Annotated in this window: 19 protein-coding genes and 1 tRNA gene; 5 read left to right on the top strand and 15 right to left on the bottom strand. The window is 60.6% G+C overall.

The window, feature by feature from the left end; translation table 11 throughout:
* Positions 1 to 39: 39 nt before the first annotated feature.
* From OSW16_RS17505 to OSW16_RS17475, 7 genes are all read right to left on the bottom strand, one after another.
* Positions 40 to 1,044 (bottom strand): glycosyl transferase family protein, encoded by a 1,005-nt coding sequence (locus OSW16_RS17505; protein WP_267817200.1) that lies wholly within the window; start codon positions 1,042 to 1,044, stop codon positions 40 to 42.
* Positions 1,041 to 1,376, bottom strand: coding sequence for a TusE/DsrC/DsvC family sulfur relay protein (locus OSW16_RS17500; protein ID WP_241805416.1), 336 nt, complete (start codon positions 1,374 to 1,376; stop codon positions 1,041 to 1,043). The genes OSW16_RS17505 and OSW16_RS17500 overlap by 4 nt, the downstream gene beginning before the upstream one ends.
* The gene (gene tusB / locus OSW16_RS17495; RefSeq protein ID WP_267817198.1) at positions 1,373 to 1,669 is read right to left on the bottom strand and encodes a sulfurtransferase complex subunit TusB; all 297 of its coding nucleotides are present in this window, start codon (positions 1,667 to 1,669) and stop codon (positions 1,373 to 1,375) included. The genes OSW16_RS17500 and tusB overlap by 4 nt, the downstream gene beginning before the upstream one ends.
* Complete coding sequence (tusC, locus tag OSW16_RS17490) at positions 1,669 to 2,028, bottom strand: sulfurtransferase complex subunit TusC (RefSeq protein ID WP_241805414.1); 360 nt, start codon at positions 2,026 to 2,028, stop codon at positions 1,669 to 1,671. The genes tusB and tusC overlap by 1 nt, the downstream gene beginning before the upstream one ends.
* Before the next feature lies 1 nt (position 2,029).
* Positions 2,030 to 2,422, bottom strand: coding sequence for a sulfurtransferase complex subunit TusD (tusD, locus tag OSW16_RS17485; protein WP_267817195.1), 393 nt, complete (start codon positions 2,420 to 2,422; stop codon positions 2,030 to 2,032).
* 85 nt (positions 2,423 to 2,507) lie between these two features.
* Complete coding sequence (locus tag OSW16_RS17480) at positions 2,508 to 3,887, bottom strand: nucleobase:cation symporter-2 family protein (protein WP_267817193.1); 1,380 nt, start codon at positions 3,885 to 3,887, stop codon at positions 2,508 to 2,510.
* A gap of 222 nt (positions 3,888 to 4,109) precedes the next feature.
* Positions 4,110 to 4,781, bottom strand: a complete 672-nt coding sequence (locus tag OSW16_RS17475; protein WP_241805411.1) for a Bax inhibitor-1/YccA family protein — start codon at positions 4,779 to 4,781, stop codon at positions 4,110 to 4,112.
* Positions 4,782 to 4,914: 133 nt separating this feature from the next.
* Here OSW16_RS17475 and OSW16_RS17470 point away from each other — a divergent pair.
* Positions 4,915 to 5,002, top strand: a tRNA-Ser gene (locus OSW16_RS17470).
* Positions 5,003 to 5,470: 468 nt separating this feature from the next.
* The gene (ltrA, locus tag OSW16_RS17465) at positions 5,471 to 6,892 is read left to right on the top strand and encodes a group II intron reverse transcriptase/maturase (RefSeq protein ID WP_241807218.1); all 1,422 of its coding nucleotides are present in this window, start codon (positions 5,471 to 5,473) and stop codon (positions 6,890 to 6,892) included.
* A 176-nt stretch (positions 6,893 to 7,068) separates the two neighbouring features.
* Here ltrA and OSW16_RS17460 read toward each other — a convergent pair whose 3' ends face one another.
* From OSW16_RS17460 to OSW16_RS17450, 3 genes are read right to left on the bottom strand one after another with little or no spacing between them, the layout of a single operon-like run.
* Positions 7,069 to 7,707, bottom strand: coding sequence for an RraA family protein (locus OSW16_RS17460; RefSeq protein ID WP_267817189.1), 639 nt, complete (start codon positions 7,705 to 7,707; stop codon positions 7,069 to 7,071).
* Positions 7,708 to 7,732: 25 nt separating this feature from the next.
* On the bottom strand, positions 7,733 to 8,707 hold the full coding sequence (locus OSW16_RS17455; RefSeq protein ID WP_267817187.1) for a hydroxyacid dehydrogenase: 975 nt from the start codon (positions 8,705 to 8,707) through the stop codon (positions 7,733 to 7,735).
* A gap of 10 nt (positions 8,708 to 8,717) precedes the next feature.
* Positions 8,718 to 10,058: an MFS transporter gene (locus OSW16_RS17450; protein WP_267817185.1), complete on the bottom strand. Its 1,341-nt coding sequence runs from the start codon at positions 10,056 to 10,058 to the stop codon at positions 8,718 to 8,720.
* A gap of 137 nt (positions 10,059 to 10,195) precedes the next feature.
* On the opposite strand from OSW16_RS17450, the gene OSW16_RS17445 reads away from it, so the two are divergent.
* Positions 10,196 to 11,740: an IclR family transcriptional regulator domain-containing protein gene (locus tag OSW16_RS17445; RefSeq protein WP_267817183.1), complete on the top strand. Its 1,545-nt coding sequence runs from the start codon at positions 10,196 to 10,198 to the stop codon at positions 11,738 to 11,740.
* A 371-nt stretch (positions 11,741 to 12,111) separates the two neighbouring features.
* On the opposite strand, the gene OSW16_RS17440 is transcribed toward OSW16_RS17445, so the two are convergent.
* The 5 genes from OSW16_RS17440 to OSW16_RS17420 form a co-directional block, all read right to left on the bottom strand.
* The gene (locus OSW16_RS17440) at positions 12,112 to 12,381 is read right to left on the bottom strand and encodes a DUF3077 domain-containing protein (protein ID WP_267817181.1); all 270 of its coding nucleotides are present in this window, start codon (positions 12,379 to 12,381) and stop codon (positions 12,112 to 12,114) included.
* 151 nt (positions 12,382 to 12,532) lie between these two features.
* Positions 12,533 to 12,775 carry a hypothetical protein gene (locus OSW16_RS17435; RefSeq protein WP_267817179.1) on the bottom strand — a complete coding sequence of 81 codons (243 nt, stop codon included), beginning with the start codon at positions 12,773 to 12,775 and terminating at the stop codon, positions 12,533 to 12,535.
* Positions 12,776 to 13,169: 394 nt separating this feature from the next.
* Positions 13,170 to 14,927, bottom strand: a complete 1,758-nt coding sequence (locus tag OSW16_RS17430; protein WP_267817177.1) for an OPT family oligopeptide transporter — start codon at positions 14,925 to 14,927, stop codon at positions 13,170 to 13,172.
* 393 nt (positions 14,928 to 15,320) lie between these two features.
* Complete coding sequence (gene aceA / locus OSW16_RS17425) at positions 15,321 to 16,646, bottom strand: isocitrate lyase (protein WP_012315229.1); 1,326 nt, start codon at positions 16,644 to 16,646, stop codon at positions 15,321 to 15,323.
* A 492-nt stretch (positions 16,647 to 17,138) separates the two neighbouring features.
* Positions 17,139 to 17,873, bottom strand: a complete 735-nt coding sequence (locus OSW16_RS17420; RefSeq protein ID WP_418942198.1) for a secretin N-terminal domain-containing protein — start codon at positions 17,871 to 17,873, stop codon at positions 17,139 to 17,141.
* A gap of 141 nt (positions 17,874 to 18,014) precedes the next feature.
* Here OSW16_RS17420 and OSW16_RS17415 point away from each other — a divergent pair, with 141 nt between their 5' ends.
* The gene (locus tag OSW16_RS17415) at positions 18,015 to 19,169 is read left to right on the top strand and encodes a hypothetical protein (RefSeq protein ID WP_267817175.1); all 1,155 of its coding nucleotides are present in this window, start codon (positions 18,015 to 18,017) and stop codon (positions 19,167 to 19,169) included.
* Positions 19,170 to 19,272: 103 nt separating this feature from the next.
* Positions 19,273 to 20,715, top strand: coding sequence for a SulP family inorganic anion transporter (locus tag OSW16_RS17410; protein WP_267817173.1), 1,443 nt, complete (start codon positions 19,273 to 19,275; stop codon positions 20,713 to 20,715).
* The last annotated feature ends 120 nt before the right edge of the window (positions 20,716 to 20,835 follow it).

Raw genomic sequence — 20,835 nt, 5'->3', positions numbered from 1 at the left:
GCGTTCGAATAAATAGCGCAAAGACTGCGAAGAAATGATCTACTTATTCGATTGGTTCCGGGCGCTCCAATAGCTGCGTGCGGTCGCAAAGGCCTGCTCGCGGTCCTGCCCCAAGCCGCGCAACGCCAAGGCCATGGTCGCCACCACGGCCATTTCCCCATAGCTGTCCTGAGCCTCCCCGCGCCAAACCGCCAGCAGTTGTTCGGGCTGCAGGCTTGCAGGTTTTACATGGCGCCGCTCACTCAGCGCTGGCCACTCTTCGTCCCAGTTTTCACCTGCGCTAGTGCCGTACAGGTGGCTGATGACATCCGGGTTAACTTCAATTTCGCCGCCATCGCCCTTGATCACTACTGCGTGGTCACCCAGCAGCCGGCTGGCCTCACGGTGTACGGCCTGGTAGCCGGGGTGGAAGATGCTCTGCAGGCCACAGCGGGCGCTCAGCGGGTTGAGCACGCGGGCCAGCGAATGGATGGGGGAGCGCAGGCCAAGTATGTTGCGCAGGTCGATCATGCGCTGCAGTTGCGGGGCCCAATCGTACAGCGGGAAAAACGCCAGCCTTTGCTGGTCCAGCGCCTGCTCCACGGCGGACCAATGGCGACAAAGCGGAATTTCCAGCAGGGCCAACAGCTGCTCGGTGTACATGCGCCCTGCGGTGTGGGCGCCACCACCATGCATCAGGATGCGCACGCCGTTGGCGGCCAGGCATTTGGCGGCCAGCAGGAACCAAGGTAGGTGGCGCTTCTTGCCGGCATAGCTGGGCCAGTCCAGATCGACAGCGATGCGAGGTGCATTCAGTTGCGCGCGCAGGGCCTCGGTGAAGCCCGCCAGCTCCTCCGCGCTTTCTTCCTTGTGCCGCAGCAGCATGAGGAAGGCGCCGAGCTGGGTGTCTTCAACCTTGCCTTCAAGCAGCAGGGCCATGGCGGCTCGGGCTTCCTCGCGGGTGAGGCTGCGAGCACCGCGTTTGCCTTTGCCAAGGATGCGTACGAATTCGGCGAACGGGTGTTCGGCCGGGGTTTGTAGGGTGAGCGGGCGAGCGTCTGTCATATGCAATTGGTCGGCTTGGGCAGGCCCGCCAGCTTGGCGGCAAGTTTGGCGGGGGTGCCGTTGAACAGGCGGTTGAGGTGCGGGCTGTTGCCCTTTTCAGGGCCCAGCTTCAACGCGGTGTACTTGATCAGTGGGCGCGTTGCCGGAGACAGCTGGAACTCCTCATAGAACTGGCGCAGCAGTTCGAGGACTTCCCAGTGGTCGTTGGTCAGGGCAATGCTTTCGCGCGCGGCCAGCGCTTCGGCGACGGCGTGGGACCAGTCTTGCAGGTCGACCAGAAAGCCGTCCTTGTCCAGGGCGATTGCCTGGTCGTCTACGGTCAGGGTGTTCATAGCCAGCTGTTGACCTTGTCATAGTGCAGTGACAGCGCGACGAACCCCTGATAGTCCACGGTGTTGGCCAACTCGCTGCGGATACCGCGCGCTTGCAGGTCCTCGTCGAGTGCAAAAAGGCGCTGCTCCAACGCTGCCGCCTGAAGCAGACGCTGTGGTTCGCTGCCGTCACGCAGGGCATACACCGCGTCGCCGCACAGCAGCAGGGCATCTTCGTCAGCAAGCAGGCGCAGGCAACTGCTCAAACGATCGTCGCCAAAAGGCGAGTGGGATATCACATGCAAAGTCGGCATCAGAGCGTCACCACTTGGTCGAAACGGGCAATCAGGGCCTTCAGGGCCGCGTCGTCCAGCACCTCAACGGGCAGGGCCAGGCTGTCGGCAGCAAGCCCGCGCAGGGCCAGGCTGTGCTGGCAGGCGAACAGCTCCTCTACACCAAACATCGGCAGTGCCTGCAGGTTGGCGGCGAGGTTCTTTTGTTGCACGGCCGCTGGTTGCTGGGCTGGGGCGAGCTGGAACACGCCGTCATCGAGGAACAGCATGCCCAGTGGCAGATCGAAAGCGCCGCCGGCCAGTGCGATGTCCAGCGCTTCGCGGGCAGACGGGCCGCTCCAGGGCGCCTGGCGGCTGATGATCAACAGGGATTTGGCCATTTCAATCGCCTCCAAAGCAGACAAGGCGGTCGGCGAGCTGTGCCGCTTCATGCAGTTGACCCAGGCCGGAGAGCTCCCACGGCTTGGGCAGGTTCACCGCTTGGCGCTGGTAGCGGCTGGCTTCGGCCTCATCGAGCACGCCGCGGCGCAAGGCAGCGGCGATGCACACCACGGCGTCCAGCTGGTGCTGCTCGATAAAGGCGCGCCACTGGCCGGCGATGTCCTGTTCGTCCTGGGGCGCGACCACGTTGGCCGAGGCGCTGTGAACACCGTCCTGATAGAAGAACAACCGGGCAATCTCATGCCCGCCGGCCAGCACCGCCTCGGCGTAGCGTAAAGCGCGCCGCGAGGAGGGTGCGTGGGCCGGGGAAAAAACCGCGATAGCGAATTTCATGGGCAACTCGTGCAAAGGAATGCGGCCATTCTAAAGCAAAAAGCCCGCGCGAGTAGGCGCGGGCTGGCTGGCCGGGGCAGGGCTGTCAGGCGTGTTCGTTGCGCTCTGGCAGGAACCAGTTCAGCACCAGGGCGCAGATACCACCGGTGGCAACGCCTGACTCAAGTACATTGCGAATAGCCGCCGGCATGTGCGCCAGGAACTCCGGCACCTGGGCCACGCCCAGGCCCAACGCCAACGACACGGCGATGATCAGCAGTGCACGGCGGTCCAGGCGCGTGCTAGCCAGAATATTGATGCCCGAAGCGGCCACGGCACCGAACATGACCATGGCCGCGCCGCCCAGCACAGGCTCAGGTACAGCCTGAATAACACCGGCAACACTCGGGAAAAGGCCCAATACCACCAGCATCACGGCAATCCAGATACCAATGTGGCGGCTGGCGATGCCGGTCAGCTGAATCACGCCGTTGTTCTGCGCGAAGATCGAGCTGGGGAAGGTATTGAACAGGCCCGCCAGCAGCGAGTTGGCGCCGTTGACCAGCACGCCGCCCTTGATGCGCTGCATCCACACCGCGCCTTCGACCGGTTGGCGTGAGACCTTGCTGGTTGCCGTAACGTCGCCGATGGCTTCCAGTGAGGTCACCAGGTAGATCACCAGCATCGGGATGAACAGCGCCCACGAGAAACCGAGGCCGAAGTGCAGCGGCGTCGGCACCTGGAACAGTGCAGCTTCATGCATGCCGGTGAAGTCCAGCCGGCCGAGGTAACCCGCCAGGGCGTAACCCACCGCCAGGGCGATGACGATCGCGCAGCTGCGCATCCACACCACCGGGAGGCGGTTGAGGATGACGATGATTGCCAGCACCACGCCCGACAGCAGCAGGTTTTCACCATTGGCGAAGGTGCCATTGGCCATGGCGCCAAAGCCGCCGCCCATGCTTATCAAGCCTACCTTTATGAGGGTCAGGCCGATCATCAACACCACGATGCCCGTCACCAGCGGCGTGATCAGGCGTTTGACGAAGGGCAGGATGCGCGACACGCCCATTTCGACGAACGAGCCGGCGATCACCACGCCGAAGATCGCTGCCATCACGCTTTCGACAGGGGTGCCCTGCTTGACCATCAGCGCCCCACCTGCAATCAGTGGGCCGACGAAGTTGAAGCTGGTGCCCTGTACGATCAGCAACCCCGCGCCGAACGGCCCAAACCGCTTGCACTGCACGAAGGTGGCGATACCCGAGATCACCAGCGACATCGACACGATCAGGTTGGTATCACGCGCCGAAACACCTAGCGCCTGGCAGATAAGCAGGCCTGGGGTCACGATCGGCACGATAATCGCCAGCAGGTGCTGCAGTGCCGCCAGCAGGCCGATCAGCAGCCGTGGCTTGTCCTCGAGGCCAAGCACCAATTCATTGGCAGGCGCATCCGCGCCCGGGCTGTGTTCGTGTGAGCTCATCGGTGAAGCTGCCCCGGAAGAAAAAAGGAGCGCATTCTACGGGGTGAAGGGGGATTGCGGTAGTGGCATGCACGATGGCGGCAAGATCGGCGAGTATGCCGCTAATAACCTGACTTTTGGGTCAGTTGGCGCGCCGAGAGCTGGCTTGAAGATAGAGGCCTGCACGAACACACAAAAAAGCCCGCCGAGGCGGGCTTTTTGAACGGGCTCTAGCAACCGCTATCAGTCGTCGCGGCCCATGATGCCGAACAGTTGCAGCAGGCTGACAAACAGGTTGTAGATCGATACATACAGGCTGATGGTCGCCATAATGTAGTTACGCTCACCGCCATGGATGATCGCGCTGGTCTGGAACAGGATGCAGACCGACGAGAACAGCACGAAGCCAGCGCTGATCGCCAGTTGCAGGCCGCTGATCTGGAAGAAGAAGCTAGCCACTACGGCACCCAGCAGGACGAAGAAGCCGGCGGTGATGAAACCGCTGAGGAAGCTCATGTCCTTGCGCGAGATCAGCACATAGGCCGACAGGCCACCGAACACCAGGGCCGTCATGGCGAACGCCGAGCTGACCACCTCAGCGCCACCGGCCATACCCAGGTAACGGTTGAGGATTGGGCCGAGGATGAAGCCCATGAAGCCGGTGAGGGCGAAGGTGGACACCAGGCCCCACGCCGAATCACGCAGTTTGTTGGTAAGGAAGAACAGGCCGTAGAAGCCGATCAGCACAACGAAGATGTTCGGGTAGCCCACACGCATTTGCTGGGCGACGAAGGCCATGACACCGCTGAAGGCGAGGGTGAGTGCCAGCAGGCTGTAGGTGTTGCGCAGGACCTTGCTGACCTCGCGCTGCTCAACCTGTTGGCCGCTGTGTACGGCATAATCCTGTTCGCGCATGGCGACACTCCTTGGTAAACCTGTGGTTTTGGAACGTTCAGATGCTAGGAGTCTATCAGAGCTCCTGCAACCGGCGACATAGAGAGTTTGACAGCGTGTTTCATTACGGTATTATGGCGGCCGCAAACGAGCTGGAAGCGTGGCCGAGTGGTTTAAGGCAACGGTCTTGAAAACCGTCGATGGGCAACTATCCTAGAGTTCGAATCTCTACGCTTCCGCCACTTTCTTCAACAAAAGCCCCGATTATTCGGGGCTTTTGCGTTGTGCGCCAGGCATGGCGCGTTGCGCGTCAGCGCAACCCGCTTGGCTGTGGTGGCCGAGTGGGTGACTTGGAGGTGAAAGTCCTCTACACACCCGGCAAGGGGAAGTGTTAGCCAGAGGCAAGGGTGTCGCAGGCGACTGCGAATCTGAAGGAAGCCCGAGGCAAAATGCTGGCCTGACGAACAGGAAGCGGATTAGGCGGCGCAGCGGGGTAAGAAGGCAACAATCTTCAAAGCCCAATACTTGCACGGAACGCTGTGACGTAAATCCGACAGGCATAAGCAGGAAGGTCGCGCGAATTACCCTGGGAGATCTGCACGCTTGCCTTTGTGCTACCGAGCGTCGTAAGGCGACGGGATGAGCATGCAGAAGTCAGCCGAAGCCGTAGTAAGTGGCGGTTAACCGCGCCACCAAGGGCCGAACAGGTTATGCCGCCAGTAGGCGTCACTGTCTCGTTGGTAGCCGTAATGCAGAAATTTCCCACAGCGGAAACTGTCATCCCGAGTCCCGGCCAGAAGCTGAGGATGATGCATGACAGTGCAAAGGTATCGACGGCGTCAGTAACGTGGACGAACGCGGAGCCGGACACGCTGATGGAGCGGGTGCTTGCACCGGCCAACCTCAGACGTGCGTATCAACGCGTGGTCAGCAACAAGGGAGCGCCGGGTGCCGATGGCATGACGGTCGCTGACTTGGCGGGCTACATGAAACAGTATTGGCCAACCCTCAAGGCCAGGCTACTGGCCGGTGAATACCATCCACAAGCAGTGCGAGCGGTTGAAATTCCCAAGCCGCAGGGCGGCACACGGCAACTGGGAATCCCCAGCGTCGTGGACCGCTTGATCCAGCAAGCCTTGCAGCAACAGCTCACGCTCATCTTCGACCCACTGTTCTCGGACTACAGTTATGGCTTCCGTCCGGGCAGAAGCACACATCAAGCTGTCGAGATGGCCCGTGCCCATGTGGCATCGGGGCATCGGTGGTGCGTGGAAATCGATCTGGAAAAGTTCTTCGATCGAGTCAACCACGACATCCTCATGGCCTGTATCGAGTGCCGGGTCAAAGATAAGTGCGTACTTAGGCTTATCCGTCGCTACCTTGAAGCGGGAGTCATGTCAGGCGGTGTCGTTAGCCCACGGCAGGAAGGGACGCCGCAAGGCGGCCCGCTCTCGCCGCTGCTGTCGAATATCCTGCTCGATGAATTTGACCGCGAACTGGAGCGGCGGGGCCATCGCTTCGTGCGCTATGCCGATGACGCGAACATTTATGTGCGCAGTCCTCGGGCTGGCGAGCGAGTACTGGTCAGTGTCGAGCGCTTCCTGAACCAACGTTTGAAACTGACGGTGAATCAGAAGAAGAGTCGAGTCGCGAGAGCCTGGAAGTGTGACTACTTGGGCTATGGGATGAGCTGGCATCAGCAGCCAAGGCTGCGGGTGGCAACGATGAGCCTGGGTCGCCTGCGCGACCGGCTCGCAGAGTTGCTACGCGGTGCACGGGGTCGCAAGATGGCAAATACCATCGAGCGGATAAACCCTGTATTACGAGGCTGGGCGGGTTACTTCAAGCTCAGCCAGAGCAAACGGCCACTTGAGGAACTGGATGGCTGGGTCAGGCACAAACTCCGCTGTGCCATCTGGCGCCAATGGAAGCAGCCCTCTACGAGGGCGCGCAACCTGATGCGTCTGGGCTTAAGCGAAGAGCGTGCCTGTAAATCGGCCTATAACGGCCGAGGCCCGTGGTGGAACTCGGGGGCGCCACATATGAATCAGGCGCTGCCGAAGAAACTATGGGATCGACTCGGACTGGTCTCGATACTGGATACGATCAATCGGCTTAGCCGCATAGCCTGAACCGCCGTGTACGGAACCGTACGCACGGTGGTGTGAGAGGACGGCGGGTGTGAACCCGCCTCCTACTCGATTCTGGTGTCTGGGTAAACTGTGTCGATGCTCGAATCTTTGGCCCGTTAGCGACCCAAATATGTGATCGCTGTTATCGCCACCCCATGGCGCTAACGTACTAGCCTTCAGCGCACGCTTGCCCGCACTTTTTCGCGGAAATTGTTTTCATAGCCGTCCTGAAGCTTCACTTTCTCGGCCAAGGTCGGGATCAGGCTGCGAGCGACGACGATGATGCCGTCACGATCACCGATAATCGCGTCGCCTGGGTAACAGACGACGTTGCCGCAAGCCACCGGGATGCCAACCTGGCCTGGGCCCCACTTCGATGGGCCGGCTGGGTTCACCGCTCGGGCGTAGACGGGCAGCCCCATGCTGTTCAATTCTTCAATGTCACGCACGGCACCATCAATGACCACCGCTGCAACTTGCTTGGCAAGGCAGATTTCGCCGAGCAGGTCACCGAAGACCGATCGGTTCACTTCGCTGTTGCCATTGATCACCAGCACATCACCAGCCTGAGCTTCATCCAGTGCTCGGTGAATGGCTAGGTTGTCACCTTCGCGGGTGTTGAGCGGCAAAATGTTGCCGAAGAATGCCGGTTTGCCAGCGGTGTGGCGGATGGCCGAAGCCATCATGCCCATGCGCTGGAGTACGTCACCGATGAGCGCTACCGGGTAGTGCGAAACTGCTTCGATCAATGACAGGTCAGTTCGCTCCCAGTCGGCGTTGACGCTGATTGCCTCGTCGGACACATTGATGAACATTGAATATCTCCCTATACGAAAAGGCTTAGCTGAATGACTTGGGCACAGGCTTATTGACGGGGTGCGCAGGCACCTCATCGTTGAGCACCGCTGCGATGGCCTCCAGGGCACTCATGCCAACGCGCATCAGCGATTCGTCTGTCTGTCCGGCAACATGGGCGGTCACGATCAGGTTGGGCGTATTGGCGATGTCGGGGGTGCTATGTTCGAATGGTCTGATCATGTCGATGTTCTCAGCGTTGAGCACATCCACGCCTGCGCCTGCCAGCTTTCCGCTCTTCAGCGCGTTGACCATCGCCACCTCGTCAACCACGCCACCACGGCTGGTGTTGATCAACACCGCGCCTTCTTTCATCCGGGCGAACTCTGCTGCGCCGATGAGGTTGCGGGTGGTCGCAAGCAGCGGCACATGCAGGCTCACGACATCTGCGGTGGATAGCAGCGTGTCAAAATCCGTCCAACGGCTGTCTGAAGCCGGCTCGATGGCAGGGTCGGTGAAGATCACCTTCATGCCGAGGGCTTCAGCAACAGGCGCAACGCTTGAGCCAATGTTACCGAAGCCCACCAGGCCCACGGTGCGGCCTTCGAGCTCGATGCCGGTCAGCGCAAGACGGTCTTGTGCCCAGTTGCGGTTACGGGTCTGGTCGGTCGCCAACGGCAGCTTGCGGCACAGCGACAGCAACAGGGCGAATACATGTTCGATCACGCTGCGCCGGTTGGCACCAGGCGTGTTGGTTACCCAGACGCCGTGGGTTTGAGCGGCCTTGTAATCAACGTTGTCATAGCCCGCGCCGTGTCGCGCAATGATGCGTAGCTTCGGGGAGGCGGCAATCATTTCAGCATTGATATGGCCGCCGCGTAGAAATACGGCATCTACCTCATTACGGATTTCGTCATAACTCACAGCGTTGACGCCATAGCCAAGACGGACTTCCCCCAGATCGGAAAGACGAGCAAGCACCGTTTCGTGAATCGGGCTCGTAACGTAGATAAGCGACATTTTGTTGTTCTCAGGCAAATTGATGTTTGTTGTCGTCGGCGGCAGCTTGGTTGCGGACGGTCCACAACACGATCAGGCCGAGAACGCCAGCGCCGCAGAGAATGAAGGCAGGCGCGCTTTGATTGCCGGTGGCGCCGATCAACCAGGTCGCCATGAACGGGCCGATGCCACCGCCGATCACGGCACCTACGCTGTGGCCGAAAGCGACACCGGTATGCCGAACATGGGTAGGGAAGAACTCCGGCATGACCGAATAGGTACCTGCCAGGCAGAGGGCGTAGGGCACCATGCCCAAGGCCAGGCCAGCCATGGCCAGGCTGACTTGTCCTTGCTGCATCAGGATAAAGGACGGGATGGACAGGACCGCGTAGCCAAGGTATGCCAGGCGCAGAAGTGCCTTGCTGCCAATGATCGAACCTAGTTGACCTGCCAGTGGGATCATCAGGGCCGCGAAGCTGACGGCAACCAGAACGATCGTCGACGCTTGACCTTTGGAGTAGCCGAGGATGGAGCTGAAGTACGCGGCAATAAAGACGGTGCCGATATAGGTGCCGATGTTCTGCACCATCGAGATCATCATTACCTTGGTCAGCGGGCGCATGTACTCACGAATGAGTTCGGCGAACGGCGCGCCTTTTGGCTCCGTCTCTGCGGTTTTCCTGGACTCGAATTCCGGGCTGTCCTCAATGCCCAGGCGCATCCACAGGCCGATGATGCCCAGTGGCAAGGCCAGCAGGAACGGTACACGCCAGCCCCATTCTGCCATCTCGGGGTCGGTCAACGATGCTGCTGCCAAGCCCGCGATCGCAGCTGCCAGGCCTTTGCCGAACTGTGCAATCGACGGCAGGAAGGAAATGTAGAGCGGGCGACGGTTGGCTGGCGCCCATTCGCGAATGTAGCTTGCCGCACCGCCGATCTCGCCGCCTGCTGAAAAACCTTGAAGCATACGCAGCGCGACCAGGAGGATGGGTGCCCAAACGCCAATCTGTGCATACCCAGGCAGTAAGCCAATGAGCGTGGCTGCGATGCCCATCAGCGTGATACTGGCGATCAGGCTCGCGCGGCGCCCGACCTTGTCGCCGAGCCAGCCGAAGGCGACTGCCCCCAGGGGGCGTACGAGAAAGGCCGAGCCGAACACGAGAAACGTGTTGAGCAGGCCGGTCGTGGGGTCGTCGGAGGGAAAGAACACCAGCGCCAAGGTTGCGGCGAGATACCCGTAGATACTGAAGTCATAGTACTCAACGAAGGTGCCGAATACGGCGGCAGCGGTGGCTTTCTTCGCCTTCGTCTTGCGCTCGGCTACAGGCTCAAGCATGGCGACAGACTCCGTCAGCGTATTGTTCTTATTCATAGGTCACTCCAGCTTATCGGATACGTCCATGTTAAAAAATGGGACGGCGTCCTGTTTTGTTGTTTTTGTAGGATCCTCGTGCCGTACTTGCTTGTCAACAGGCTGCTGATTGCCACGGGCTAGGAAACAGGCCCAAAATGGAGCCCCCAGATGCTTTCAAGTCACCTGAAATGCCCAATGCGCCCCTCGAAACAGCTATTCCAAAGGCACCCGCTGCTACCTCCAGCCACGGTCGATTGATCGAGGTGATGGACGCCTTGGCCAGACGAGTGGAGGGAGAACCTTGGGGCGTGAGGGAGTTGGCCGGTGAGCTGAGCGAGAGCCGAAGCACGGTCAACCGAATCCTGACGGCCTTGGTCGATCGTGATTTCGCAGTAGAAGACGGGGTAGGAAAGTATCGGGTCGGGCCGCGTTTGCGAGTGCTCATGGCCGCCCTGAGTAACCGCAGTGCGTTGTTGAGCGCCGCCAGGCGTCTTCTGGACGGGCTGGCAGGGGTTGCCAAACAGGCAGCCTTGCTGTCGGTTTATGCCCCGCACGTGAATGGCTACTATGTGCTCTACTGCGGTGAGGCCCAGGCGACCCTTGCATTCAGACCAAAGATCGGCTCGGTCTACCCGTTGGGTTTTGGCGACATCGGCCGCGGTTTCAATGATTTTTTACAGCGCTCTCCGGACGAAGACTCATTGATGCTGCATGGGAGCTTTGGGGGTTCGGTTCCGCCTATTGCGGAGTACGAGTTCCCTGCTGCAGTTGCGATAGTGACCAAGCGATTAACACAAGGGTTGATCATCACGGTGTCGCTACACAATCTCGGTGGCGACGGTGGGCAAGGCGCGCAGACGTCACTCGCAATGGTTGAGGGTGTGGCAACTGAGCTTGAGCGTTTCCTTGCACAACACAGGGAGGATAAGCAAAGCATCATCTGTAGCGATGACAGTTCTACTATTTCTCGATTAGAGGGATTGTTGCAGATTCTTTGCGCTATACCGAATGGTTATGTATGCAGTTCGGGGCTTGCATCGCAGCTACAGTGCAACATTGCGACTGCCCGAAAGATCGTCGAATCGGCCTCTCAGGCAAAACTAGTGTGCGCAGATGGCAAAGAGCTGTTCCCGGGGGCGCGTTTATATCAATGGGTGGCGCTGCTAAACAACAGCGTATGCACGGTCGCTAAATTGTGCAGGGCTGTCATCGAAGCCCTGGTCAAGGAAACCGGCGAAACCATCGCGTTCCTGAGCTACGACCCAGCCACTAAAAAAGCGCATTTCATTGAAGTTGTGCAGGGATGGAGGCCGATCCAGTACACGCTCGAAACCGGTGTTGACGTACCGCTTTATGCAGGGGGCGCCGGTAAGGCGGTGTTGGCCTACTTAGATCCTGAATTTGCAGGTGGGTTGACGCTACAGAAACTTACAAGTGCCACGATCGTGTGCCATGAAGAACTTGGGGCTGATCTTGCTGCAATCCGAGAGCGTGGTTGGTCGGTTGGTGATGGGGAGCGTGTATTGGGTGCATTTGGTATTGGTGTGCCGTTCTTCGTTGATGGCCAAGTGGCTGGATCCATTTCGGCGACCATTCCCCAGTACCGTAAGCAAGACTGTGATGTTCCCGCATTGGTCGAGAACATGAAACTGGCAGCTGGGCATATCGGCCGTCTGCTCTCCATCGGCACTTCACAGTAACGCTCATTGGTCTCAGGAACAGGGTAGGGGCCAGCGGCGGAGTTTGACTCGGCGCCGCGGGCGAAGTGGGATATCACTCTACGGTGCAGACCCAGCGGTGGTTGTGCCTATAGGGCGCACGGATGAATGCAACGTCTGACACGAAAGTCATGCCGCGCTCTTGAAGCGCTTCGGCCAGTTGTACGAGTGTCTCTGCTTCGATAGTCATCGCTGTTACCTCGTCAGATTACTGCGTTCATAATTCTTGACCGAGTTGGAAAACAGCTAATTCAATTTTTCTCGCTGCTGAGTTTACAAAGGCTGGGGGGGCAATACCGTCACTTCAATGCAAAGGCTGGCGCCTCTGTTGTACCGGCTGGCATGTCAGGAAATCAGTGCATCATCCCTAACTCAGCATCATCCATCAGCGCCTTGGCCAAGGCACTCAAGTAGTGCGCTGCCCAGACCATCATCGGTTTCTCATCCATCACGCCGATGATCGTCAATTCCCGCACATAACCCATCAGTTCCGAAGCCTGCTCCCGGGCAGACTGGCAGGGGATGCCGGCCTCGACGCGAAACAGGGGATGTGTCTGGTGTTCACCTTGAAAGAACGTGGTCTTGCCCACGGTGGTTTTTACGTCCGGCTCATCGCTTGGCATTGATCTCTCCGAAGCATCCAGGGTCTGAGCGGGCCCTTTAGCGGGTAAGCTGCGCCCGTAGTCGCGACACCAGCCTCACGCAATGCCGCGCATGCCTCGGTAGCCGGCTTGCCGGCGCCAGGGCCCGCCCAGACAACACAGTGTTGTCGACTCAGTGCAGGGTTCGCGGCTCGGCTGGCATCTGGACCTGAATCAATGCCGCCTCAAGCAGAACACGCAGCGACTCGAGTTCATGTGTCGACGCCATCATCAGGGCCGACGCAGGCGACCGAGGCTGAACAAGCATCGCCTGATGCGCAACGGCTAGCGCGCAGTTAGCGAAGTCTGCGGCCTGGATGAGAGTGTCTTCGAGGTTGTGGAGGGCGTGGGGTGGATCGGGGACTATCTTCAACATTCCTATATCTCCAAGGGGAGCACACCTATCCCGCTGTCAAACAGGTTGGGTGGCAGCTGTGTGCAGGTTGACAGACCGGCGGACATAGGAAGTTCCGGCGCACGCGAGCGTGCCCCACACACAGCCGCCATTGAAGACGCTGCCGACCTACATACCGTTACGGCCTGTCAAAGCCGTGTCGCTGTTGTGCAGCAACAGGCCGAGACTAGAGCGCGAGCAGGGCGACCGCAACGGAAATCAGGCGGCTGCAGTATGTTTGGGAAATGGACTACATGAAAGGGAAAAAGTCTGATTTTCCGACCACAACCAGTAACCACCTAGACCCAGAGCTGACATTCACTCACGGCAGGCAAAAGCACTGGCGCTGCCGTGTGTGAAATGCTGTTTCCTGCAGCTACAACGCCCTAAGCATCTCCCAGAACGATGCCCCAACGCCCGTGATGCTTTCACCGGCAATCAACCCTGCGGCCGCTGTGATCGCGAAGCGCTCTGTGACTTTCGGCCATCGGCAGTTGACCAGCCAGGTAAGCACTGCGCCAAAGCCCATCATCATTGCGATCGACGCCGGCAGTATGAACGCCAACCCCAGTGCGGCGGTGCTCGGCAGCCAGCGTGCCGCCCGTTGCGGTAGCAGGCTGTCCAGCATGCCCAGCAGTACGCCAACGGCGCTGCCGCCCAAAATCGCCCAGCGGATTTCCGGCGACAGCGCGCCCAAGCCATGTGTCAGCGTCTGGGCCACTGCTTTCCAGGTCGCGACAGCCGGCGCAGGCCACTGCTCGGTAAGCAGCATGGTTTGCGGGTCCGGGATCAGCATCAGGTAAACCAGCACGCCGACCACGCTGCCGATGAAAATACCGATGCATTGGGCAACCAGCTGCTTGTGCGGGGTGGCGCCGATCGCCAGGCCAACCTTGAAGTCGTTCATCAGGTCAGTGGACTGTCCGGCCGCGCCACCTGCCGTGTTGGCGCTCATCAGGTTGATGGCCACCTGGCCCGGGGCGATCAGGCCGAAGCTGAGTTGCGACAGCTTGCCAATCGCGCCAATCGGTGCAATGCCGGTGGCACCGACGACGCGTGCGGCGACGACAGCAAGGCAAATCGCCAAAGGAATGCTCAACAACGCCATCCACCAATCGATCCCGAACAGCAGCGCCTGCAGGGCGACGACCAGAGCGATGGACAGCAGCAGACCCGATGCAGGCCCTGGCGAAAACCGTGCCCTGACACGCGGCGCCCGACGTTCTGGCTCATTCGCAGGCAACCGTCGTGGCACTTGCAACAGACGAACTGCCAATGACGTCAGGGTCGCACAGACCATCAGGCTTACGCCCGGCCACAACAGCCACTCCACCAGCGCGGCGAACTGGGGGCCGCTGGCGTTCGGGGCAATCACTACCAATGCGTGGTCGATCAGCCACGGCGCTAGCCCACCCCAGGCCAGCGCGGCGCCGAACAGCAACGTCAGGCCCACGCGAATGCCGATGATGCCGCCAAAGCCGATAAGCAATAGCGAAGGGTCGACGGTGAAGGTCAGGCGTTCGAGCGCAGGTGTGGGGGCCCAGCGCGGTATGGCCCAGACGAAGCCATCCATCCACTTCACCAGCCCTGACAGCAGCGCTGCACTGCATAGCACTTTGATGCGAGCCATGGCCTCGCGCCCATGATTGTAGATCTGCTGCAGCGTTTCCAGGGTCGCCATGCCTTCGGGGAACTTCAGGTCACGGTCGTTGAGCAAGGCGGGGCGTAGATACCAGGCGATCCAGATGCCCAGGAAGCTTACGGAAAACACCCAGGCCATCATCGGCACTGGGTCCAGTTGGTTGCCGGTGAGCAGCGTATAGGCAGGGATCGGTGCCACCAGCCCGCCGGAAATGATGGAGGCAGCCGCCGACGCCACGGTCTGGTTGATATTGCTTTCGTGCAGTGTCCACGCGGGCCGGCCCTTTGTGCGGCCCGCCATGCCCTGCCAGAGGGCGAAGCCGACCAGCAACGCGATGATCGACATGTTGAATGACCAGCCGATCTTGAGGCCCGCATACACATTCGATGGCGTGAGCAAGATGCCCAGCAGCGCGCCGGTGAGCACGGCCCGCGGGCTCAGTTCACGTTCGATGCGAACCTTTGGCAGAGCGGCGGGTGGAGCATATCCCATTACAAATCCCTTTCTCGATGGTGCAAGCGCTGTCTGCACAACTGAGCCCGCAGAGCCCTGAAGGTTCACGCCGATGGGCAGCGTTGTGGACTGGATCGTGCCATGGACGAGGCAGGCCATGGCAAATCGCGAGCAAAAGAAAGCCCGCCGGGAGGGGCGGGCAAAGGAGCGTCTATCACGTAGGGATGGCTGCAGTATCCGCGCGTTGCGGTGAAAATTGAGTGAAAGAAAAGTCAGTGCGACGTGACGGGGCCAGCATGGCAGCCGAATTTTCTCCGGCATGAACAACTCAGGCCTGCGTGCGCTCTTTCTCTGAAAACAACCAGAAGCTTGCATGAAAAAAAGCCCGGAGCTTTCACAAGCCCCGGGCTTTTGTTCAACAGCAAGCCACTATCAGTGGAACTGCTCTTCTTCGGTCGAACCGGTCAGTGCCGTCACCGACGATGCGCCACCCTGAATCACGGTGGTCATGTCGTCGAAGTAGCCGGTGCCCACTTCCTGCTGGTGCGCCACGAAGGTGTAGCCTTTGCTGGCGTCGGCGAACTCCTGCTCCTGCAGCTTCACGTAAGCGGTCATGTCGTTGCGGGCGTAGTCGTGCGCCAGGTTGAACATGCCGTGCCACATGTTGTGGATGCCGGCCAGGGTGATGAACTGGTGCTTGTAGCCCATGGCCGACAGCTCGCGCTGGAATTTGGCGATGGTGGCGTCGTCCAGGTTCTTCTTCCAGTTGAAGGAAGGCGAGCAGTTGTACGACAGCAGCTGGTCCGGGTATTCCTTCTTGATCGCTTCGGCGAAGCGGCGGGCTTCGTCCAGGTCCGGCTTGGCGGTTTCGCACCAGATCAGGTCGGCATACGGCGCGTAGGCAAGGCCGCGGGCGATGGCCTGGTCGAGGCCGGCGCGTACCTTGTAGAAGCCTTCACGGGTACGCTCACCGATCACGAACGGCTGGTCGTAGGGGTCGCAGTCGCTGGTCAGCAGGTCGGCGGCGTTGGCGTCGGTACGGGCCAGGATGATGGTCGGTACGCCCGATACGTCAGCGGCCAGGCGAGCTGCCACCAGCTTTTGCACGGCTTCCTGGGTAGGTACCAGCACTTTGCCGCCCATGTGGCCACACTTTTTCACCGAGGCCAGCTGGTCTTCGAAGTGCACACCGGCAGCGCCCGCTTCGATCATGTTCTTCATCAGCTCGTAGGCGTTCAACACGCCGCCGAAACCGGCCTCAGCGTCGGCCACTATTGGTGCGAAGTAGTCGATGTAACCTTCGTCGCCGGGGTTCTTGCCGGCTTTCCACTGGATCTGGTCGGCGCGGCGGAACGAGTTGTTGATGCGCTTGACCACGGTCGGTACGGAGTCGACCGGGTACAGCGACTGGTCAGGGTACATGGACTCGGCCGAGTTGTTGTCGGCGGCCACCTGCCAGCCAGACAGGTAGATGGCCTGGATGCCGGCCTTGACCTGCTGCACTGCCTGGCCGCCGGTCAGGGCGCCCATGCAGTTGACGAAATCTTTTTCAGGGCGGAAGGACGGGTGGGCACCTTCGGTGACCAGCTTCCACAGTTTTTCTGCACCCAGGCGGGCCAGGGTGTGCTCCGGCTGCAGGGAGCCACGCAGGCGAACGACATCGGCGGCGGTGTAGGTACGGGTCACGCCTTTCCAGCGCGGGTTTTCGGCCCAGTCTTTCTCGAGGGCTGCAATTTGCTGTTCGCGTGTCAGTGCCATGGAAATAAACCTCGTCGCATCGATCTTGGGGTAATTGTGCTGATGCTCACGAAGCGAATCAGGGGCGTGGCGGCTGTCCTGTCCGGGGGAGTGCGGCGGCGAACGGGAAGGTTCGGAGGGGGGAAGGGGTTGCAGGCCGGGCGAGGGCATGCGCCGGCAGGTCGGCTCGTGGATGCCTTGCTGCGGTGCTACGCGATTGCCAGAACTGCGGTGATGCGCTTCCGTCCCGCGGGACAACTTCTTCGTTGCAGTCGCAATCCCGTCGAACCGCCTTGTGGGCCGTATAGACACGAGTGCCTCCAAGGGTGGGAGGAGGCGCCTCGAAGGCCCTTGCCAGGGCCCCTGATTAGCGGGAGCGAGGCCATCATGCCCTTGGGAAAAAGAACCTGTCAAATGTTTTGTAGTGCTTTTCTGTGCTTACTACATCTTTGGTCTAGTGCGACTTGTCGGTCAGTTTCAAGGCCTTTGGTCGAGGCCTTGATTCGCCTGGGATCAGTCGAGAAGGTCGACTTTGACACGTAAAGTCATGTTTTCACCCCGTTGGGTGCTGTATGTGCGGCTTGACGCATTGAGCTCGGCCTGGCTCTGCTGGTTGAACCCTGCCAGGGTAATCCACTCGCCGAGCTTGCCGGTCACCGTCGTGTCGGTACTTTGCACTTTCACTACATCAGCACGTTCATGGCTGATGCGGTCATTATTGGTGCTTATTTGTAGACGAACCGTTTCCCCGGTCAGGCTTGGGGTCACGTAGAAACCCTGGGTGACATTGCGGTATTCGGTAGAGCTCTGGATGCGCCCGTAGCCGTCGGTGCTGGTGCTGGTGACCGGGATGCTCTGGCCGACCTGGATCAGCGCGGGTTGGCCTTCGCTGGCTTGGACCTGCTGCAGGCCACCATCCCGGTTGCTGGTGCCGTAATGGATGATGCGCGCATTGCCACGGTTGTCCTGGTAGTTGCTGTCGTTGTTGTCGACGCTGATCATCAGGCGCTTGGGCGCGGTGTCCAGCTGTTGCAGCAGGGTGCGCAGGTCGTCGATGCGTTCGGGGCTGGCATTGACGATCAACTTGTTCTCGAAGGCGCTGACGCTACCGTCCTTGCCGATGAACGACTGGGCGGCGGGCAGCAGCTCGGCGCTGCTGCGGTGTTGTAGCGGCAGCACTTCGGTGGCGGCGTGGGCGGCCAGGCTGGCGGCCAGCAGCAGGGAAGTTAAAAGGGGGCGTAGCGCCATGTCCATGATCTCCGCAGGTGGAATCAACATGATGGCAAAATTGCGCGACTCGTGCCTGTCGTGCATCACACGCTGTCTTTTATCCTGAATTTATTCTATAAAACATAAATTATAGTCGTCTGGATAATTCAGGATAGTGCCATGAGCCTTGCCCGCCCGATCTTCCGCCGCGAACAGCTGGCTAAAGCCCTGGTAAGGGACCTGGCTGGCGAGTCGTTCGTCGACTACAGCTCGGGGATGTTCCTCGCAGCGCCACGGCGCACGGGCAAGAGTACATTCCTGAACAACGACTTCATTCCAGCCTGCCTGGAACGTGGCTGGCTGCCGGTGTATGTCGACCTGTGGTCTGACCGTGATGCCGACCCTGCCGAGTTGATCAGTGGTGCCATCGGCAGCGCTCTGGCGCGTTTTGAAAGCACCCTGGCCAAAACCGCGAAGAAGGCGGGTATCGACAAGATCAACCTGCTGCGCACGCTCAGCTGGGATTTCACCCGGCCGCAGCTGCCCGCCGGTACCACACTGGCCCAGGCGCTTGCGGTCTTGCATCAGGTGTGTGGGCAAATGGTGGTGCTGGTAGTGGACGAGGCGCAGCATGCCCTCAACAGCGAGGGTGGGCTGAACGCCATGTTCGCCCTCAAGGCGGCGCGCGACCACCTCAACCGGGGTGACGGCCCGGATGGGCTGCGCCTGGTGTTTACCGGCTCCAGCCGGGACAAGCTGGCCAACCTGGTGCTCAAGAGCAAGCAGCCATTCTATGGTGCCAGCATCACAGCGTTTCCGCTGTTGGGGCGGGACTTCGTCGACTTCGTGACCGCTGTCTGGAATGGCCGTCTGGCGGCCAGCAACCAGTTCAAGGCCGAGGACCTGGAGTATGCCTTCGAACGTGTGGGCCGGCGCCCGGAGATGCTCGGTAAGTTGCTGACCGAGGTAAGTATCGGGCTGGGCGAGGCGGGCAACCTTGGCGAACTGCTGCGCACCGGCGCACTGAACCATCAGGCCGGGGTGTGGAGCGACTACGAAAGTGCCTGGAACGAGCTGTCTGCCTTGCAACAGGCGGTGCTGGCGGTGATGGCCGAGCGCACGCTGGCCCGGCAGCCGTTCTCGCCTTTCACCGAACAGACCTTCATCGACGTCAACCGCAAGCTGGAACAGGCCGCTGCTCAAGCCAATGCCACCACACCCAATGTGCAGAAGGCCCTGGATGCCTTGCGGGAAAAGGAGCTGGTGTGGAAGGCCAATCGTGGCGAGTACGCGCTGGAAGATGTGGCAATGGCCGAATGGCTGGCGCGCGGCTAGGGCTGGCCTGCTCGCGGTGGTCTCAGCCAGACAAATTCCGTAACATCCCGCCCTTCGTTTGTTTTTCAGTATCGGCCGCCTGGCCCTGCATCACAGGATACTCATGAAACCCGCCCGACTTCGCGCCGACCTGCTCGCCGGCCTGACCACTTCATTCGCCCTGGTGCCCGAGTGCATCGCCTTCGCCCTGGTGGCGCACCTCAACCCGCTGATGGGCCTGTACGGCGCCTTCATCATCTGCACCCTGACTGCGCTGTTCGGTGGCCGCCCGGGCATGATCTCCGGTGCTGCCGGCTCGATGGCGGTGGTCATCGTCGCCCTGGTGGTGCAGCACGGTGCGCAGTATCTGCTGGCCACCGTGCTGTTGGGCGGAGTGGTGATGGTCCTGTTCGGCCTGCTGCGCCTGGGCAAGTTGGTGCGCCTGGTGCCGTATCCGGTGATGCTTGGCTTCGTCAACGGCCTGGCGATCGTCATCGCCCTGGCCCAGCTGGAGCACTTCAAGGCGGGTGAGCAGTGGCTCAGCGGCACGCCGCTGTGGCTGATGATCGGCCTGGTGGCGCTGACCATGCTGGTGGTGTACGTGCTGCCCAAGCTGACCCGCGCCGTGCCACCAGCGCTGGTGGCGATCCTCGGCGTTGGCGTGTTGGTGTACCTGCTTGACCTGCCGACCCGCACCCTCGGGGACATGGCGCACATCGCGGGTGGGCTGCCGGCGCTGGCCCTGCCGGACGTGCCCTGGAACCTGGAGACGCTGAAGATCATTGCCCCATACGCGGTGCTGATGGCCATGGTCGGCCTGCTGGAGACCCTGCTGACCCTGAACCTCACCGACGAGATTACCGAAAGCCGCGGCTACCCGGACCGCGAGTGCGTGGCCTTGGGGGCGGCCAACATGGTTTCAGGCTTGTGCGGTGGCCTGGGCGGCTGCGCGATGATCGGCCAGACGGTGATCAACCTGAGCTCCAATGGCCGCGGCCGGCTGTCCGGCGTGGTGGCGGGGGTGATGATCTTGTTGTTCGTGCTGTTCCTGTCGCCGCTGATCGAGCGTATTCCGTTGGCGGCGCTGGTCGGGGTGATGTTCGTGGTCGCCCAGCAGACCTTCGCATGGGCGTCCTTGCGCGTGCTTCACAAAGTGCCGGTCAGCGATGTGCTGGCGATCATTGCCGTGACGGTGGTCACGGTGTTTACCGACCTGGCCACGGCCGTATTGTTCGGTATCGTCATCGCAGCGGTGAATTTTGCCTGGCAGCATGCTCGGGAGCTGTATGCCGACAGCCATGAAGATGCCGAGGGGATCAAGCATTACCAAGTGCATGGCACGCTGTTCTTCGCCTCGGTCACGCCGTTTCTCAACCAGTTCGACCCGGCGGGTGACCCGGCCAAGGTTACCCTGGATTGCCAGCATGTGAGCTTTGTCGATTACTCGGCAATTGCCGCATTGAAGACCTTGCGCGAGCGCTATGCCAAGGCGGGCAAGCAGCTGCGGGTGGTGCACCTGTCCGAGCGTTGCAAGAAGCTGTTGAAGCGGGCTGGCGAACACCACTGAGTTCTTGATGGGGCAGTGCCGGCCCTATCGCCGGCAAGCCGGCTCCCACCTGGATTGCGGCAACTTTTAGAAGTTGGGCAAGACAGTTGCTCCACGGATTGCGCTGGCTTTCAGAAATCG

This window comes from Pseudomonas putida, assembly GCF_026625125.1.
Classification (GTDB): Bacteria; Pseudomonadota; Gammaproteobacteria; order Pseudomonadales; family Pseudomonadaceae; genus Aquipseudomonas; species Aquipseudomonas putida_X.
The sequence above is the reverse complement of the archived record's forward strand: the minus strand, read 5'-3'. Positions and strand labels throughout refer to the sequence as shown.

Bases quoted from the DNA above. Each gene is read 5' to 3' on its own strand.
- OSW16_RS17505 (WP_267817200.1), bottom strand. From the start codon at position 1,044: ATGACAGACGCTCGCCCGCTCACCCTACAAACCCCGGCCGAACACCCG.
- OSW16_RS17500 (WP_241805416.1), bottom strand. From the start codon at position 1,376: ATGAACACCCTGACCGTAGACGACCAGGCAATCGCCCTGGACAAGGAC.
- tusB (WP_267817198.1), bottom strand. From the start codon at position 1,669: ATGCCGACTTTGCATGTGATATCCCACTCGCCTTTTGGCGACGATCGT.
- tusC (WP_241805414.1), bottom strand. From the start codon at position 2,028: ATGGCCAAATCCCTGTTGATCATCAGCCGCCAGGCGCCCTGGAGCGGC.
- tusD (WP_267817195.1), bottom strand. From the start codon at position 2,422: ATGAAATTCGCTATCGCGGTTTTTTCCCCGGCCCACGCACCCTCCTCG.
- OSW16_RS17480 (WP_267817193.1), bottom strand. From the start codon at position 3,887: ATGAGCTCACACGAACACAGCCCGGGCGCGGATGCGCCTGCCAATGAA.
- OSW16_RS17475 (WP_241805411.1), bottom strand. From the start codon at position 4,781: ATGCGCGAACAGGATTATGCCGTACACAGCGGCCAACAGGTTGAGCAG.
- ltrA (WP_241807218.1), top strand. From the start codon at position 5,471: ATGCCGCCAGTAGGCGTCACTGTCTCGTTGGTAGCCGTAATGCAGAAA.
- OSW16_RS17460 (WP_267817189.1), bottom strand. From the start codon at position 7,707: ATGTTCATCAATGTGTCCGACGAGGCAATCAGCGTCAACGCCGACTGG.
- OSW16_RS17455 (WP_267817187.1), bottom strand. From the start codon at position 8,707: ATGTCGCTTATCTACGTTACGAGCCCGATTCACGAAACGGTGCTTGCT.
- OSW16_RS17450 (WP_267817185.1), bottom strand. From the start codon at position 10,058: ATGAATAAGAACAATACGCTGACGGAGTCTGTCGCCATGCTTGAGCCT.
- OSW16_RS17445 (WP_267817183.1), top strand. From the start codon at position 10,196: ATGGAGCCCCCAGATGCTTTCAAGTCACCTGAAATGCCCAATGCGCCC.
- OSW16_RS17440 (WP_267817181.1), bottom strand. From the start codon at position 12,381: ATGCCAAGCGATGAGCCGGACGTAAAAACCACCGTGGGCAAGACCACG.
- OSW16_RS17435 (WP_267817179.1), bottom strand. From the start codon at position 12,775: ATGTTGAAGATAGTCCCCGATCCACCCCACGCCCTCCACAACCTCGAA.
- OSW16_RS17430 (WP_267817177.1), bottom strand. From the start codon at position 14,927: ATGGGATATGCTCCACCCGCCGCTCTGCCAAAGGTTCGCATCGAACGT.
- aceA (WP_012315229.1), bottom strand. From the start codon at position 16,646: ATGGCACTGACACGCGAACAGCAAATTGCAGCCCTCGAGAAAGACTGG.
- OSW16_RS17420 (WP_418942198.1), bottom strand. From the start codon at position 17,873: ATGGCGCTACGCCCCCTTTTAACTTCCCTGCTGCTGGCCGCCAGCCTG.
- OSW16_RS17415 (WP_267817175.1), top strand. From the start codon at position 18,015: ATGAGCCTTGCCCGCCCGATCTTCCGCCGCGAACAGCTGGCTAAAGCC.
- OSW16_RS17410 (WP_267817173.1), top strand. From the start codon at position 19,273: ATGAAACCCGCCCGACTTCGCGCCGACCTGCTCGCCGGCCTGACCACT.